Here is a 14761-nt window from a genome sequence, read left to right as displayed (position 1 = left end):
TGAAATGGCAGAAGATTCAGGTCAAGAACGCACCGAAGAACCCACCTCCAAGAAGATAAGTGATGCGAGGAGTAAAGGCCAGGTAGCCCGTTCTAAGGAGTTAGGGACTACATTTGTCTTGTTGTTTTCTGCGATTGCTTTGCTGATGTATGGTCCTGGTATAGGGAAGGCGCTTTACAACGTCATGGGGCGAATGTTGTCGCTTAATCGCAATGAAACCTACGATACAACCAAAATGTTTGCTGTGTGGGGAGATATTGGCGCTGAGCTGTTATTCCCAATGGCCATGTTTGTTTTTATCATCGCAATTGCAGGAATAGTGGGGAATACGTTACTCGGTGGTTTTAACTTTTCTTGGCAGGCGGCTGCTCCAAAAGCAAGTAAAATGTCACCGATGAAGGGGCTGAAGCGAATGTTAGGCCCGCAAGCGGCCATTGAGTTATTAAAATCGATTCTTAAGTTCGTCTTAGTAGCAGGTTTTGCGATATTGCTTATCAATATGTATTTTAACGAAATATTGCACTTGAGCATTGAGCAAATACCATCGAGTATAGAACATGCGTTAGAAATAATAGCGTGGATGTTCTTGGCGCTTAGTTGCACCATGATCATTATTTCAGCGATTGACGCCCCTTATCAAAGCTATAATCACCATAAGCAACTAAAAATGACGCTGCAAGAAGTCAAGGATGAATATAAAAACTCAGAAGGTGATCCTCAAATAAAAGCGCGGATCCGCCGCACACAAAGAGAAATGTCGCAACGACGTATGATGCAAGATGTACCAGATGCGGATGTTGTTGTGACCAACCCTACCCACTATTCGGTTGCGCTTAAATACGACACTGAACGAGCGGGGGCACCTATTGTTATTGCAAAAGGGGTTGATGAGCTTGCGATGCAAATTAGAAAAATAGCCAAAGGAAATGAAGTACCGATTGTGGAGTCACCCGTATTGACTCGTTCGCTTTACCACACTACCGAAGTGGGTGACCAAATTCCTGAGCAGTTGTTTACCGCGGTTGCACAAGTACTAGCCTATGTGTTTCAGCTGAATCGTTTTCAAAAGGGCAAAGGGAAAAAACCAACGGCACTCAGTCGAGACTTACCAATTCCTGACAATTTGAAGCACTAAAAACTGTTCTTATAAAAATAAGCCATTAATTGGAATACATATTGCAGTAGTTGCTATGTGTCAATTTTTTGCTTGTGTTAAGTTATGGAATTTAAAGCAGTTTTACAACAACTCAATCGAGATAAAAAAGAATATGCTAAAGGAGTGGGTACGCCATTGTTGGTGCTTGCAGCACTTGGCATGGTTATTCTACCGTTACCTCCTTTTTTGCTTGATATTCTATTTTCCTTCAACATTGCATTGGCACTTGTGGTGCTATTGGTGACTGTTTATACCTTGAAGCCACTCGAATTTGGTATGTTCCCAGCAGTACTACTCATCGCGACTATCATGCGATTGGCACTAAACGTAGCGAGTACTCGCGTCGTATTGCTTGAAGGCCACAATGGTGGTGATGCGGCAGGTAAGGTGATCGAAGCCTTTGGTAGTGTTGTTATTGGTGGTAACTACGCCGTTGGTTTAGTTGTATTCCTTATCCTTATTATTATTAACTTTGTTGTAATTACCAAAGGTGCGGGCCGTATTTCTGAGGTGTCCGCGCGTTTCACCCTTGACGCTATGCCCGGCAAGCAAATGGCCATTGATGCGGATTTGAACGCCGGTTTTATTTCAGCAGATGACGCTAGATCCCGTCGTGAAGAAGTGACTCGAGAAGCTGACTTTTACGGTTCAATGGATGGTGCGAGTAAATTCGTTAAAGGTGATGCCATTGCAGGTATTGTGATCCTTGCCATTAATATTATAGGCGGCCTTTTCGTTGGGATGATCCAGCATGATTTAAGCTTTGGTCACGCGATGGAAGTATATACCATGCTGACAATCGGTGATGGTCTGGTCGCGCAAATTCCTTCTCTTTTACTCTCAATTGGTACGGCAATTGTCGTAACGCGTCAAAATGAATCGCATAACATGGGCGATCAGTTTAAAAGCCAACTGGGTAATGAAAAATCACTGGCTATTGCTTCAGGCATTTTGATCACCATGGGACTTGTTCCAGGTATGCCTCACGTTGCCTTCTTAGGATTGGGTGTACTGCTTGGCTATATCGCTTATTACACAAGTCAGCAAAAGAAAAAGGCCGAGATCGAAAAGGCGGAACAAGCTGCCAAAGGTCCTACCGCAAAGGGTGGTCAGCAGCAAGATCAAAAAGAGCTTGGTTGGGATGATGTACAACCTGTTGATGTGATTGGTTTAGAGGTAGGTTATCGCCTAATTCCTCTAGTTGACCAAGCCCAAGGCGGGGAGCTTCTCAGCCGTATTAAAGGGGTCCGTAAAAAACTATCACAGGAGCTGGGCTTTTTAGTACCACCAGTGCATATTCGCGATAACCTAGAATTAGACCCAAATGCATACAATATCACTTTAATGGGTGTGGGTTCAGGAACTGGTGAGTTGAAGCATGGTGATGAGCTTGCAATTAATCCAGGGCAGGTGTTTGGGCCGATTAAAGGCATAGAGACTAAAGATCCTGCATTTGGCCTAGATGCAGTATGGATTAAGCCAGATCAAAAAGATGAAGCACATTCACTTGGCTATACAGTAGTAGATGCTGCAACTGTGGTTGCGACACATATCAGTCAATTATTGACGAATAATGCATCACTATTGCTTGGTCATGAAGAGGTGCAAAACCTATTAGACATGCTTGCGAAAAGTCACCCTAGGTTAGTTGAAGGCTTAGTGCCTGATATTTTACCACTCACTACCGTAGTAAAAGTACTACAAAATCTCCTTAACGAGGGCGTTGCGATTCGAGATATGCGCTCGATTGTACAAACCTTAGTTGAGTACGGCCCACGGAGCCAAGACCCTGATGTGTTAACGGCTGCGGTAAGAATTTCATTACGCAGATTGATTGTTCAAGATGCCGTTGGAAGTGAAGAAGAAATTCCTGTCATAACATTGGCGCCTGAGTTGGAACAGATGTTGCATCAGTCACTTCAGAACGCAGGTGATGAGGGGGCAGGTATTGAACCTGGCTTGGCTGAGAGGCTTCAAGAATCATTAAGAGAAGCACATCACAACCAAGAAATGCTAGGGGAACCTTCCATCTTATTAACCTCAGGTATGTTAAGAAGTGTGCTGTCTCGATTTGTTAAACATACGATTCCAGGTCTTAGAGTGATGTCATATCAAGAAGTGCCGGAAGAAAGACAAATTAAGATAGTGAGCTCGGTTGGACAATAGAGGATAAAGGGGCTGTAACATGAAAATTAAACGTTTCTTCGCAAAAGATATGCGTACGGCTTTAAATGAAGTGAAAGAAGAGCTTGGTGCTGATGCTGTCATCATGTCTAACAAAAAACTAGCGGATGGTGTTGAAATCGTCGCAGCAATTGATAATGACCGCGCCGCAGCGCCAGTTAAGCAAGCCACAGCCGCCAAAGCGACAGCCTCAAGCGAGGCACCGACTCGCTTTGTCCGTCCAGAGCCTCGCCAAGCACAGCCAGCAAAACAAGCGCAAGTTGCCGATAGCTTAGCGGCATTACTTGAACGTCAAGCGCCGCGTCCTCGCTCACCAGAGCTGGCTTCTATGTTTTCACAATCGGGGATTGATACAGAGCAAATGTTAAGCAGTCAACGTAAAACACCGGCTGCTACACCGACATACCAAGCGAAGCCACAGCAATCTCGCCGCCAATCTTTTGACTTTGATGATGATGCATTTGAGCAGCCACAGCATTGGGGCGAGTCGGATGAGTTAGACAACGGCTTTGGTGATGATTTACCTGAGTTAAATGCAAAGCCTGACGAAATGAGTGCAATGCGTGAAGAGATGAACGCTATTCGTCAGTTACTTGAACATCAAGTATCAGGACTAATGAAACAAGAAATGGCTCGTCGCGATCCAACCCGCGCGTGCCTTGTAGACCGTCTTGAAGGAATGGGGATAGATAAAGATGTCGCTGAGCAAATGGCGTGTTTTATCCCTGATGATGTCTCTCGTAAAGAAGCCTGGGATGCGCTGTTGAATATGGTAATTAACCAAATGCACACCACCAACAATGATATTCTTCGTCAAGGTGGAGTATTTGCAATGGTGGGTCCAACTGGTGTTGGTAAAACTACAACGGTTGCAAAATTAGCGGCATTAGGCGCACAAAAATACGGTGCAGATAAAGTAGCGCTAATAACCACTGATACTTACAGAATTGGCGCTTACGAGCAGCTAGCTACCTATGGTAGAATCATTGGTTGTCCGGTTAAACAAGTTAAAGATGCAAATGAACTTGCAGAAGTGCTTTATCATTTACGCAATAAGCGTCTAGTATTAATAGATACTGCGGGAATGAGTCAAAGAGATTTGCGCTTAACAGAACAGTTAAATACACTAATGCGCAGCGCGAGAGTAGATATTCGCAGCTATTTAGTATTGAGTGCGACAGCACAGATGAATGTGTTACAAGAAACAGTAAGACACTTCAAAAAAGTAAATTTAAGTGGCTGTATTTTCACAAAACTTGATGAAAGTCTAAGTTTAGGTGAGATAATTAGTATAGCGATTCAAAATCGCTTGCCAATAGGGTATCTTACCAACGGTCAGCGAGTGCCGGAAGACATTCGTGTAGCAAATGCTCAAAAGCTAGTAAAAAAGGCTGAGCAATTGTATTTAAAAAGAATAAAAGCACAGCACTCTCGACGTGTACCTGTAGCGTCAGAGTCAGTAGGAATGTATGATTAACACAGTTTTAGATCAAGCAAGTGGCCTGCGTAGAATGAGTCAAAATAGCAACCAGGGTGTAAAAGTAATAGCCGTGACCGGTGGAAAAGGTGGGGTGGGTAAAACCAACGTCTCGCTCAATACTGCCATCGCTATGGGCCAACAAGGACAGCGAGTTCTCGTTTTAGATGCGGACTTGGGCTTGGCAAACTGTGATGTGATGTTAGGTCTAAGGGTAGAAAAGAATCTGTCACACGTGTTGTCGGGGGAGTGTGAACTCGATGAGATTCTCGTAGAAGGTCCCGCAGGTATCAAAATTGTGCCGGCGACCTCAGGCTCTCAAAATATGGTAGAGCTGACTCCTGCGGAGCATGCAGGACTTATTCGCGCATTTAGCGAGCTTAACACCCAATTTGATGTATTAATTGTTGATACTGCAGCAGGTATCTCAGATATGGTTCTGAGCTTCTCTCGAGCTGCACAGGATGTGATGGTTGTTGTGTGTGATGAACCGACTTCCATTACCGATGCTTACGCGTTGATCAAAGTTTTAAGCAGAGAGCATGGTGTCTACCGTTTTAAAATTGTTGCCAATATGGTTCGCAGTATGCGTGAAGGGCAAGAATTATTTGCTAAACTTTCAAAAGTTACAGACCGTTTTCTTGATGTTGCACTGGAATTAGTGGCCACCGTACCGTTTGACGAAAACATGCGTAAATCATCTCGCAGACAAAGAGCTATCGTAGATTTATTTCCGAGCTCCCCTGCGGCGATTGCGATTAAGGGACTTGCCGCTAAGGCAGTTAAATGGCCAATTCCGCATCAACCTTCCGGTCATCTAGAATTTTTCATTGAACAACTTGTAAACGGGTGATTATGGCTTCTCCGGTCAATAGAGCTGCGGGATATCAAACTTCAGACCACATTCATAAGGTGGTTGAACGGCATGCTCCACTTGTCAAAAAAGTGGCGTGCCACCTGATTGCTCGACTTCCGGCAAGTGTGCAACTCGACGACCTCATCCAGTCAGGAATGATCGGATTGATTGAGGCATCTAAAAATTTCGATGCAACTAAAGGAGCTAGTTTCGAGACCTTTGCGGGGATCCGCATTCGAGGTGCAATGCTAGATGAAATCCGCCGCGGTGATTGGGCCCCTCGTTCTGTTCACAAAAATAGCAGAATGGTTGCTGAGGCCATCTCTGAGTTAGAATCTCTCCTTGGTCGAGAACCAAAAGACACTGAAATCGCTGAAAAACTTGATATATCTTTAGATGAGTACCATCATATTTTACATGATGTAAATGCAAGTAAAGTTATCGGCATTGAGGATCTTGGGGTTGATGAAGATGTGATAACCCCGGCAAACAGCGATTTTGCGCTAGACAAACCGTTTAATAACGTTAAAAATGAACGTTTTAACGAGTCTTTAGTAAAAGCTATCAAAGCGTTACCCGAAAGGGATGCTCTGGTTTTGTCACTTTACTATAACGACGAAATGAATTTAAAAGAGATTGGTGCCATTCTAGATGTCAGTGAATCTCGAGTAAGCCAAATTCACGGTCAGGCAATGATAAAGCTTAAAGCTAAAATCAATGACTGGATAAATTAGAGTACATAAAATAGTTGGGTTCGAACCTCACTGGAGGAAGTTTTGGATAAGAACATGAAGATTCTCGTGGTTGATGATTTCTCTACTATGAGAAGAATAATCAAAAACCTATTAAGAGATTTAGGCTTTACCAATGTTCAAGAAGCTGATGATGGTAGTACAGCACTTCCGATGCTACAAAATCAGGAGTTTGACTTTGTAGTAACTGATTGGAACATGCCAGGCATGCAGGGTATTGATCTGCTTCGTGCTATACGCGCAGATGAAAAGCTTAAGCACATTCCAGTGTTGATGGTTACCGCAGAAGCGAAAAAAGAACAAATTGTTGCAGCAGCGCAAGCTGGGGTAAACGGATATATTGTCAAACCGTTTACTGCAGGCACGCTCAAAACTAAGCTTGAAAAAGTATTTGAGCGACTAGGCTAAACAGCAAGGGGATATGGCCTATGTCTGTAAATGCTGCGCCGCAAATTACACTTGAACAAGCCAAGCAACTTGTTGAGCTCCTAGAGCAAGGTGAACAAGAAAAAGCTGACCAGCTGATTTTAGAAGCTGCTAACAAAGAGCAATCGGAGTTGTTTGCGGAAGTTGGAAAGCTAACTCGCCAATTACACGAGTCCTTGAAGAACTTTGAGCTGGATACTCGACTCTCAGATCTCACGACAGAGGCTATACCTGACGCCAAGCAGCGTCTTAATTATGTTATGGAAATGACAGAAAACGCTGCTAATAAAACGATGGACGCGGTCGAAGAAAGCTTACCTCTTGCGCAAAATCTTGCGGATGAGTTAGCACAAATAAAGCCAACTTGGGATCGGTTGATGAGCAGAGATATTCAACTCGGTGAGTTTAAGTCTCTGTGTCATGATCTCGACAGCTTTATGCAGACTTCAAAGACACGTACAGACGAATTACAAGGTTTGATGACTAACGTGCTGATGGCTCAAGACTATCAGGATTTGACTGGGCAGGTTATCCGCCGCGTCATTGAGCTTGTGAGAGAAGTAGAAGATAGTCTCATTCACCTGCTGACTGCATTTGGGACTTCAGATGAAGCGCCTTCAGCTGCAGTGAAAGCGGATGAAAGCGAAATAAAAACAGCTGAGATTATCAGTGATGAATTGTCTGGGCCTGAAGGTCCAATTATTGACGCTGAATCGCGAGATGATGTGGTTTCTGGTCAAGACGAAGTCGATGACTTACTATCTAGTTTAGGCTTCTAGTTGGAGAGTGTGTATGAGCTTTGAAGTCGATGAAGATATCTTGCAGGACTTTCTTGTTGAAGCAGGCGAAATATTAGAACTGTTATCTGAACAGCTTGTTGAACTAGAAAATAATCCTGAAGATAAAGAACTTCTCAATGCGATTTTCCGTGGCTTCCATACTGTAAAAGGTGGAGCAGGCTTCCTCGGCATGACCGAACTGGTTGATGCCTGTCACGGTGCAGAGAACGTGTTTGATGTACTACGACAAGGGCAGCGAAAAGTAACGTCTGAATTGATGGATGTTATTTTGCAATCTTTGGATACGATCAACGAAATGTTCGCTTGTATTCAAAATCGTGAGGAACCGGAAGCTGCCGATCCTGTGTTGCTTGAAACCCTCCACAAACTCAGCCAACCTGCATCTGAAGATGAAGTCAGTGAAGTGATTGACGAATCTGTTTCTGAGCCAGAACCTGTGGTGCCAGATTTGAGTGCGGATGATATTTTATTCGATGCAGATGTTGACTCTGGCGATGATAGCAGTTCCAGCATTGATGAGATAACAGAAGAAGAATTTGAAAATCTATTAGATGAATTACACGGTTCAGGTAATGCTCCTGCTGTTGCTCCGGCAGCTAAATCCGATGCTGTATCAACCGCAGATGATGGTGACATTACCGATGACGAGTTCGATAATCTCTTAGATGAACTCCATGGTGTTGGGAAATTCGGTGGAGCACCAAATGCAGAAGACGCTGTTACTCCTGAAGCCAATGAGCCGGCGGCTAAACCAACCTCACCAGCCGTGACAAGTGCTCCTGCTGGAGATGAAGAAATTACCGATGATGAGTTTGAGGCTTTGCTTGACGAACTTCACGGTAAAGGCAGTGCACCTAAAGCGGTAGATGAATCGCCAGCAGATGTCTCAGAGCCTAAGCCTGCTCAACCTGAGCCAGCTAAAGCAGCGCCAACGCCGAAACCTGCTCCAAAGCCTGCACCTAAAGTCGAAGCTAAACCTGCGACTCCAGCACCACAAAAAGAGCCTGAGGCTGCAAAAGCTTCTGCGCCAGCCGCTGCGAAGAAACCTGCGGCACAAGCTGAGACTACGGTCCGAGTTGATACTAAGCGCCTTGATGAAATTATGAATATGGTTGGTGAACTAGTATTGGTTCGTAACCGCTTGGTTAGCTTAGCGAATAATACTAACAGCGAAACCATGGGCAAAGCTATTTCGAACCTCGATGTAGTAACCGCTGACTTGCAGGGTGCCGTGATGAAAACGCGGATGCAGCCTATTAAAAAGGTATTTGGCCGCTTCCCTCGAGTAGTTAGAGACCTTGCTCGTAGCTTGAAAAAAGAAATCAACCTAGTTTTACAAGGGGAAGAGACGGATTTAGATAAAAACCTTGTTGAAGCGCTTGCAGATCCATTGGTTCACTTAGTCAGAAACTCAGTGGATCACGGCATTGAGATGCCTGACGTGCGCGAAGCATCGGGTAAGCCAAGAATGGGTACGGTCACGTTGTCAGCATCTCAAGAGGGGGATCATATTCTTCTCACTATCAGAGATGATGGCGCCGGTATGGACCCTGAAAAGCTCAAGAAAATTGCTATTAACAAAGGAGTTATTGACTCCGATCAAGCAAGCCGACTATCCGATACTGAAGCCTATAATTTGATCTTTGCACCTGGATTTTCAACGAAAGAACAAATTTCAGACATTTCAGGCCGTGGTGTTGGAATGGACGTTGTTAAAACGAAGATCACCCAATTGAATGGCTCGGTAAATATCCAGTCAGAATTGGGTGTTGGTACTGTATTAGAGATAAAAGTTCCGCTTACACTGGCTATTTTACCGACATTGATGGTAGTAGTTGGAGAGCAAACGTTTGCGTTACCACTTGCTGGTGTGAACGAGATCTTCCACTTAGATTTGACTAAAACGAATGTGGTTGATGGTCAATTGACTATCATTGTAAGAGAGAAAGCGATTCCGTTATTTTATCTTGAGCATTGGTTGGTGAAAGGTGCTAATAGGGAATGAGAAAGGCCGAAGGCCACGTTGTTATAGCTCAAATCGGCACTAAACAAGTCGGTTTTGTGGTCGATTCTCTGATAGGCCAAGAAGAAGTTGTAATTAAACCTCTAGACGCATTGTTACAAGGTACACCAGGTATGGCCGGTGCGACTATCACATCTGATGGTGGTATTGCGCTAATCCTTGATGTCCCCAACTTATTAAAACACTACGCCTGATTTTGTTAGGCGTAGTTCGAATTCTAGAGCAACAGTTGTTGCTCTGCTGTAGAGCAAATTAAAGAGCGTTGCCAATGGCAGTTAAAGTGTTAGTCGTAGACGACTCCAGTTTTTTTCGTCGTCGAGTTAGTGAAATTTTAGAAAAAGACAGTGAAATCAAAGTTATAGATTTCGCCGTTAATGGGAAAGAGGCGGTTGAAAAAGCCGCTTCATTGCGTCCAGACGTAATTACTATGGATGTGGAAATGCCAGTGCTTGATGGGATTAGTGCTGTGAAGCAGATTATGCAGGCCACACCAACTCCAATCTTAATGTTCTCTTCACTAACTCGTGAAGGCGCTAGTGCTACGTTAGATGCACTGGATGCTGGTGCTGTTGATTTCTTACCGAAAAAGTTTGAAGACATCGCTCGTAATAGCGAAGAAGCAATTAAATCATTGCAAAATAAAGTAAAGGAAATTGGCCGCCGCCGCGTTAGCCGTTTTACTCGCCCTAGTATTGCGACTCCACCTAAGCGAGCCGAACCTAGAGCAACTCGCTCTGACACAGGAAGAGCAACAATTCCTCAACCGGATAGAAGCTTTCAGAGACCTGTATCTGGTGGCACGTCTAGTACTACGAGTGTTAGAGCATCGGGGAAGAAATATGGACTGGTTGCAATTGGCACGTCGACAGGAGGACCGGTTGCACTGCAAACGATATTGACGCAGTTACCAGCAAATTTCCCTCATCCAATTTTACTTATCCAGCATATGCCTGCTGCATTTACACCTGCGTTTGCAGCAAGATTGAATAGTTTATGCCAGATAAAAGTTAAAGAAGCAGAACAAGGTGATAGATTAATGCCTGGCGTGGCCTATTTAGCACCTGGTGGTAAGCAAATGCTGGTTGAAAATCGCGGTGGTAGTAAGACACTAAAAGTGTTTGAAGACGATAGCCCGAGGATCACCTATAAGCCCAGCGTTGATGTGACATTTGCAAGTGTTGCAAAAGCTTATGGTGGCGACACGTTAGCGATTGTCTTAACGGGAATGGGCGCAGATGGCCGAGATGGTGCTCGTATGCTAAAACAGGTAGGGGCCACTATTTGGGCGCAAGATGAAGCGACTTGTGTTGTTTATGGTATGCCTCAAGCTGTCGCTGGCGCTGGACTTTCGTCAGATAGCATCGCTTTACAAGACTTTGCTGCGAGAATTAATAAAGAAGCGGGTAACCAATAGACCAAGTTACCTTTTTGGTTGTTTTGCTTGAAGCTTGTAAATATCAAACGTCTAAAAAGAATGAATAACACCGAGTTGGTATAGTATCGATTGAACGTAGTCGATATTGATAAGCGAAGGAATATAGAGTGAAAATTTGGACAGTAGCAAATCAAAAAGGTGGCGTGGGTAAAACCACGACAACGGTGAGCTTGGGAGGCATTCTTGCTGAACAAGGTCACCGAGTATTGCTGATTGATACTGATCCACATGCTTCACTGACATATTACTTTGGTATTGACTCTGAAGAGCTAGAAGTCAGTGTGTATGATATTTTTGCACGCGGCAGCAGTATGACGAGTGAAGAAATTTTGCAGTCTCTTTGCCCATCAACCATAGAGAATCTTGATATTTTGCCTGCCACTATGGCCATTGCTACGCTTGATCGTAGTATGGGTAATAAAACGGGCATGGGACTTATCTTGAAGAAATCGCTCGAAAAAATAGCGGATCAATATGACTATGCTATTTTAGACTGTCCACCAGTGCTTGGGGTACTGATGGTTAACGCATTAGCAGCGAGTGAGCGAATTTTAGTACCGGTTCAAACTGAATTTTTGGCGTTAAAGGGACTAGATAGAATGATGCGCACGATGGAGCTGATGCAGTCTTCACAGCAGAAACAGTATCAATATACTATCATTCCAACTATGTATGATAAACGGACCAAAGCGTCGTTGGAGGCGTATAAAACGTTGCTAGCAACATACAAAGAGGCCGTTTGGCCAGGTGTGGTTCCCGTAGATACCAAATTTAGGGATGCGAGTCTTGCACAGCAAGTCCCAGTACAATTTTGTCCTAAATCACGAGGCGTGTTCGCTTACCGTGCACTATTGGACTATTTGAAGCAGTTAAGCTAGAGAGCATAATGAGTAAGCATTTATTTGCAAATGAAAAGGTGATGAAGCAGTATCTTGGCGCCCTATTACAAGAGGAGCCAGAGATTGAGCAATGCGAATTATCACCAGTTGCAAAGCTACTTGAACAAGTAAAAGAGCCGGAATCCGAACTTGAAGACACAGACCTTCCAGTTGTCGTTGCAACAGAGCCTCAGGAGTCGGTGAGTGAAGTTATTGAAGAACAACCGAGTAAATTAGCTCAAGATCTTGAAGTCACTGAAAATACATCTATTATCAAAGAACAGACAACGATAGAATCCCTCTCTGCAAGGGAAGCCTATCAAGAAGGTGAATTTCAGGCATTGTTTTTTGAAGTTGCAGGCTTAACACTGGCGGTTCCGCTTAAATCACTTGGGGGAATACACCAACTGGGTGAAGTCAATCAACTCTTTGGTAAACCTAAATGGTTTAAAGGCGTGATGCTAAATCGTGAAGAAAAGCTTAATGTTGTTGATACTGCGCGATGGGTAATGCCTGAGAAGTTAACACCTGAATTGGAAGATAGTCTGGATTATCAGTATTTGATTACGCTTGGGGATAGTAATTGGGGATTGTTAGCAGAAAAGCTAGTCAACAATTTAACCCTCAAACCTGAAGACATAAAGTGGCGCACAGCGGATGGTAAACGGCCTTGGTTGGCTGGGGTGATTAAAGAGAAAATGTGCGCGCTGATTGATGTAGAGAATTTAAACCGTTTGCTAGAACAAGGCCTCGATAGTCGAGAGCAGTAACTAGTATATTGATGGAGTGAAACCATGAGCCAAGATAGACTACTTTCTGCAGACAAAAATGCTGATAGTAATGATGAAGTATTGCAATGGGTTACTTACAAGCTTGAAGAGGAAACTTACGGTATCAATGTAATGCAAGTGCAAGAAGTATTGCGTTATACCGAAATTGCACCAGTCCCAGGTGCGCCAAGCTATGTACTCGGGATCATTAATCTGCGTGGTAACGTTGTAACGGTTATAGACACGCGAGCTAGGTTTGGCCTGCAAAGTGCAGAAGTAACGGATAATTCAAGAATTGTGATTATCGAAGCCGAGAAGCAAGTTATTGGTATCTTAGTCGATAGCGTTGCTGAGGTGGTTTACTTACGTAGCTCGGAAATTGACAGCGCGCCAAACATTGGCACCGAAGAAAGCGCTAAGTTTATCCAAGGCGTATCAAATCGAGAAGGCGAGCTGTTGATCTTAGTCGATCTTAATAAGCTATTAAGCGATGATGAATGGGATGAGCTGAGTCATATCTAGATGTCTGAAGTAGTAAACGCACAAACCGTTTTACTCGTCATATCAATAACCTCAAGCATACTTGCGTTAGCATGCTTGAGGTTTGTTTTTGTGCTGAGTAAAAAATTACAGAATGCGCAGGGCCAAACAGCGCAACTTTCGAGCTCACTACAAGACACTGAGCAACAAATCGCAATATTACGCAGCGAAGTTGCAGAGTTACGTGCCAGTATCATGAGTATTGGCAAGCGAGTGGTCGCAACCGAGCAAGAATTAAATGATGTTGCGAATCAGCAAGCGGCACAGAAATATGATGACCCAGACGCAAAAATGTATTCTCGCGCCGTGAAAATGGTAGAGCTTGGCGCCGATATCGAAGAGGTGATGCGCGAGTGTGAGTTGCCAAGAGCTGAGGCAGAGCTGCTCATGTCTTTACATAACAAATCAAAATGATTGTCTAGGGCCTGTTGACCTTTCAAGTTTGTTTTTGCAGCAGTTTGATTGGTATTTATACAAGGCAGAGCCTGCGTAGCATAGTTATTCTATGTAAGTTAGGCGATAACACAGAAGAAATTCCAATCAAGCGCTGCCCTTTGGGTTCCCCTGAGTGCGCTTTGTTCTTTGTTGCTCAACTTTTGCCTAGATTACTAGGCGGCAAGTCGAGCGTCGCGATCAAAACACACTCAGGAGAACAAAAATCAAACAGCAAAGGTCAACAGGCCCTAGAAAGTAGGAAGTTTTGACTATGCCTTAATATCTAGCTTGCCACGAAAACCTTCCCAGCCAGGTGGAAACTTACCACGCATAATGTAAGAAAAAGCGATGAGTTCGGCAATCACATAGTAGAGCTCCTTTGGGATCTCTTGATGTAACTCAAGCGCACTGAGCGTTTGTACTAATGATTCATCTTCATGGATCATGATGTTTTTCTCTTTTGCCAGCGCAATAATTTCCTCTGCCAGCTCGCCATATCCTTTAAAGGTGACCTGAGGTGCGCTTCCGGCTTCATATAACAACCCGATTGCAGATTTTTGTGTCATCTCTTTTACACCTTAATGTTGATAATTGCGTGTTCATTAAAGAACTTATCTTGAAAGCTGGCTTCTTCCCTAAGGCCTATCTCAGCGACTTGTAGCCCATGAGATGCTAACTTATGTCTGAGCATTGCCAAATGTGGCTCTGCGAGCTGTTTGACCTGATTAGAGGTGGCTACTAATGCACATTCTAGGGCTTTATCCATCAGCTCGGCTTGGGCATGGATCTGACCTTTTTCAGCAAAATCAAAACAAAGACGAATAAACCACACGGATTTCTCTGGCATACCAGGTTTGGGCGATTTTTTATATTCACCTATTTGTAATTGTGTTTGCTGTTGCTCTTGTCCTACTTTAGTGGGGAAGAGCAGGTTAACAATCAACTGTGCTTCGCTGTCTTGTTTTGCAGAGTTGGTCGCTGTAGTGTGTGATTGTTGCGGTTGTAATTGGTTATGCAATTGCCCCAATT

14 protein-coding genes and 1 pseudogene are annotated in these 14761 nt (G+C 43.9%); 13 read left to right on the top strand and 2 right to left on the bottom strand.

Features of this window, described 5'->3' with window-relative positions:
* Window positions 1-4: 4 nt before the first annotated feature.
* The 13 genes and pseudogenes from flhB to B1L02_RS10745 all read left to right on the top strand — a co-directional run bounded on the left by flhB (window position 5) and on the right by B1L02_RS10745 (window position 13711).
* Window positions 5-1135, top strand: coding sequence for a flagellar biosynthesis protein FlhB (flhB, locus tag B1L02_RS10805; protein WP_088531013.1), 1131 nt, complete (start codon window positions 5-7; stop codon window positions 1133-1135).
* A gap of 84 nt (window positions 1136-1219) precedes the next feature.
* Window positions 1220-3322, top strand: coding sequence for a flagellar biosynthesis protein FlhA (gene flhA, locus B1L02_RS10800; protein ID WP_088531012.1), 2103 nt, complete (start codon window positions 1220-1222; stop codon window positions 3320-3322).
* Between the two features lie 19 nt (window positions 3323-3341).
* Window positions 3342-4817 carry a flagellar biosynthesis protein FlhF gene (gene flhF / locus B1L02_RS10795; protein ID WP_088531011.1) on the top strand — a complete coding sequence of 492 codons (1476 nt, stop codon included), beginning with the start codon at window positions 3342-3344 and terminating at the stop codon, window positions 4815-4817.
* Window positions 4810-5670, top strand: a complete 861-nt coding sequence (locus B1L02_RS10790; RefSeq protein ID WP_088531010.1) for a MinD/ParA family ATP-binding protein — start codon at window positions 4810-4812, stop codon at window positions 5668-5670. Before flhF ends, B1L02_RS10790 begins: the two co-directional genes overlap by 8 nt.
* A 2-nt stretch (window positions 5671-5672) precedes the next feature.
* Window positions 5673-6407, top strand: coding sequence for an RNA polymerase sigma factor FliA (locus B1L02_RS10785; protein WP_088531009.1), 735 nt, complete (start codon window positions 5673-5675; stop codon window positions 6405-6407).
* 42 nt (window positions 6408-6449) lie between these two features.
* A complete protein-coding gene (gene cheY / locus B1L02_RS10780) occupies window positions 6450-6833 on the top strand; it encodes a chemotaxis response regulator CheY (RefSeq protein WP_010369104.1) in 384 nt (127 codons plus the stop codon).
* A 20-nt stretch (window positions 6834-6853) separates the two neighbouring features.
* On the top strand, window positions 6854-7630 hold the full coding sequence (locus B1L02_RS10775) for a protein phosphatase CheZ (protein WP_088531008.1): 777 nt from the start codon (window positions 6854-6856) through the stop codon (window positions 7628-7630).
* Window positions 7631-7643: 13 nt separating this feature from the next.
* Window positions 7644-9868, top strand: a pseudogene (locus B1L02_RS10770) (chemotaxis protein CheA).
* A gap of 74 nt (window positions 9869-9942) precedes the next feature.
* Window positions 9943-11088, top strand: a complete 1146-nt coding sequence (locus tag B1L02_RS10765) for a protein-glutamate methylesterase/protein-glutamine glutaminase (protein ID WP_088531007.1) — start codon at window positions 9943-9945, stop codon at window positions 11086-11088.
* 128 nt (window positions 11089-11216) lie between these two features.
* The gene (locus B1L02_RS10760; protein ID WP_010369100.1) at window positions 11217-11987 is read left to right on the top strand and encodes a ParA family protein; all 771 of its coding nucleotides are present in this window, start codon (window positions 11217-11219) and stop codon (window positions 11985-11987) included.
* 8 nt (window positions 11988-11995) lie between these two features.
* Complete coding sequence (locus B1L02_RS10755) at window positions 11996-12757, top strand: chemotaxis protein CheW (protein WP_088531006.1); 762 nt, start codon at window positions 11996-11998, stop codon at window positions 12755-12757.
* Between the two features lie 24 nt (window positions 12758-12781).
* Entirely contained in the window at window positions 12782-13279 is a 498-nt protein-coding gene (locus tag B1L02_RS10750; protein WP_010369098.1) for a chemotaxis protein CheW, read from the top strand.
* Entirely contained in the window at window positions 13280-13711 is a 432-nt protein-coding gene (locus B1L02_RS10745; RefSeq protein WP_088531005.1) for a DUF2802 domain-containing protein, read from the top strand.
* Between the two features lie 290 nt (window positions 13712-14001).
* Here the strand turns inward: B1L02_RS10745 and B1L02_RS10735 are convergent, their stop codons facing one another.
* Together B1L02_RS10735 and B1L02_RS24455 are read right to left on the bottom strand one after the other, a co-directional pair.
* Window positions 14002-14298, bottom strand: a complete 297-nt coding sequence (locus tag B1L02_RS10735) for an EscU/YscU/HrcU family type III secretion system export apparatus switch protein (RefSeq protein WP_088531003.1) — start codon at window positions 14296-14298, stop codon at window positions 14002-14004.
* 5 nt (window positions 14299-14303) lie between these two features.
* Window positions 14304-14759: a flagellar hook-length control protein FliK gene (locus tag B1L02_RS24455; RefSeq protein WP_232003067.1), complete on the bottom strand. Its 456-nt coding sequence runs from the start codon at window positions 14757-14759 to the stop codon at window positions 14304-14306.
* Between the last annotated feature and the right edge of the window lie 2 nt (window positions 14760-14761).

It is taken from the genome of Pseudoalteromonas piscicida (assembly GCF_002208135.1).
Lineage (GTDB): Bacteria > Pseudomonadota > Gammaproteobacteria > Enterobacterales > Alteromonadaceae > Pseudoalteromonas > Pseudoalteromonas piscicida_A.
The sequence above is the reverse complement of the archived record's forward strand: the minus strand, read 5'-3'. Positions and strand labels throughout refer to the sequence as shown.

Excerpts from the sequence above, each read along its gene's own strand:
- B1L02_RS10785 (WP_088531009.1), top strand. The coding sequence starts at position 5,673 with ATGGCTTCTCCGGTCAATAGAGCTGCGGGATATCAAACTTCAGACCAC.
- B1L02_RS10775 (WP_088531008.1), top strand. The coding sequence starts at position 6,854 with ATGTCTGTAAATGCTGCGCCGCAAATTACACTTGAACAAGCCAAGCAA.
- B1L02_RS10750 (WP_010369098.1), top strand. The coding sequence starts at position 12,782 with ATGAGCCAAGATAGACTACTTTCTGCAGACAAAAATGCTGATAGTAAT.
- B1L02_RS10745 (WP_088531005.1), top strand. The coding sequence starts at position 13,280 with ATGTCTGAAGTAGTAAACGCACAAACCGTTTTACTCGTCATATCAATA.
- flhB (WP_088531013.1), top strand. The coding sequence starts at position 5 with ATGGCAGAAGATTCAGGTCAAGAACGCACCGAAGAACCCACCTCCAAG.
- flhA (WP_088531012.1), top strand. The coding sequence starts at position 1,220 with ATGGAATTTAAAGCAGTTTTACAACAACTCAATCGAGATAAAAAAGAA.
- B1L02_RS10790 (WP_088531010.1), top strand. The coding sequence starts at position 4,810 with ATGATTAACACAGTTTTAGATCAAGCAAGTGGCCTGCGTAGAATGAGT.
- B1L02_RS10755 (WP_088531006.1), top strand. The coding sequence starts at position 11,996 with ATGAGTAAGCATTTATTTGCAAATGAAAAGGTGATGAAGCAGTATCTT.
- B1L02_RS10735 (WP_088531003.1), bottom strand. The coding sequence starts at position 14,298 with ATGACACAAAAATCTGCAATCGGGTTGTTATATGAAGCCGGAAGCGCA.
- B1L02_RS10765 (WP_088531007.1), top strand. The coding sequence starts at position 9,943 with ATGGCAGTTAAAGTGTTAGTCGTAGACGACTCCAGTTTTTTTCGTCGT.
- flhF (WP_088531011.1), top strand. The coding sequence starts at position 3,342 with ATGAAAATTAAACGTTTCTTCGCAAAAGATATGCGTACGGCTTTAAAT.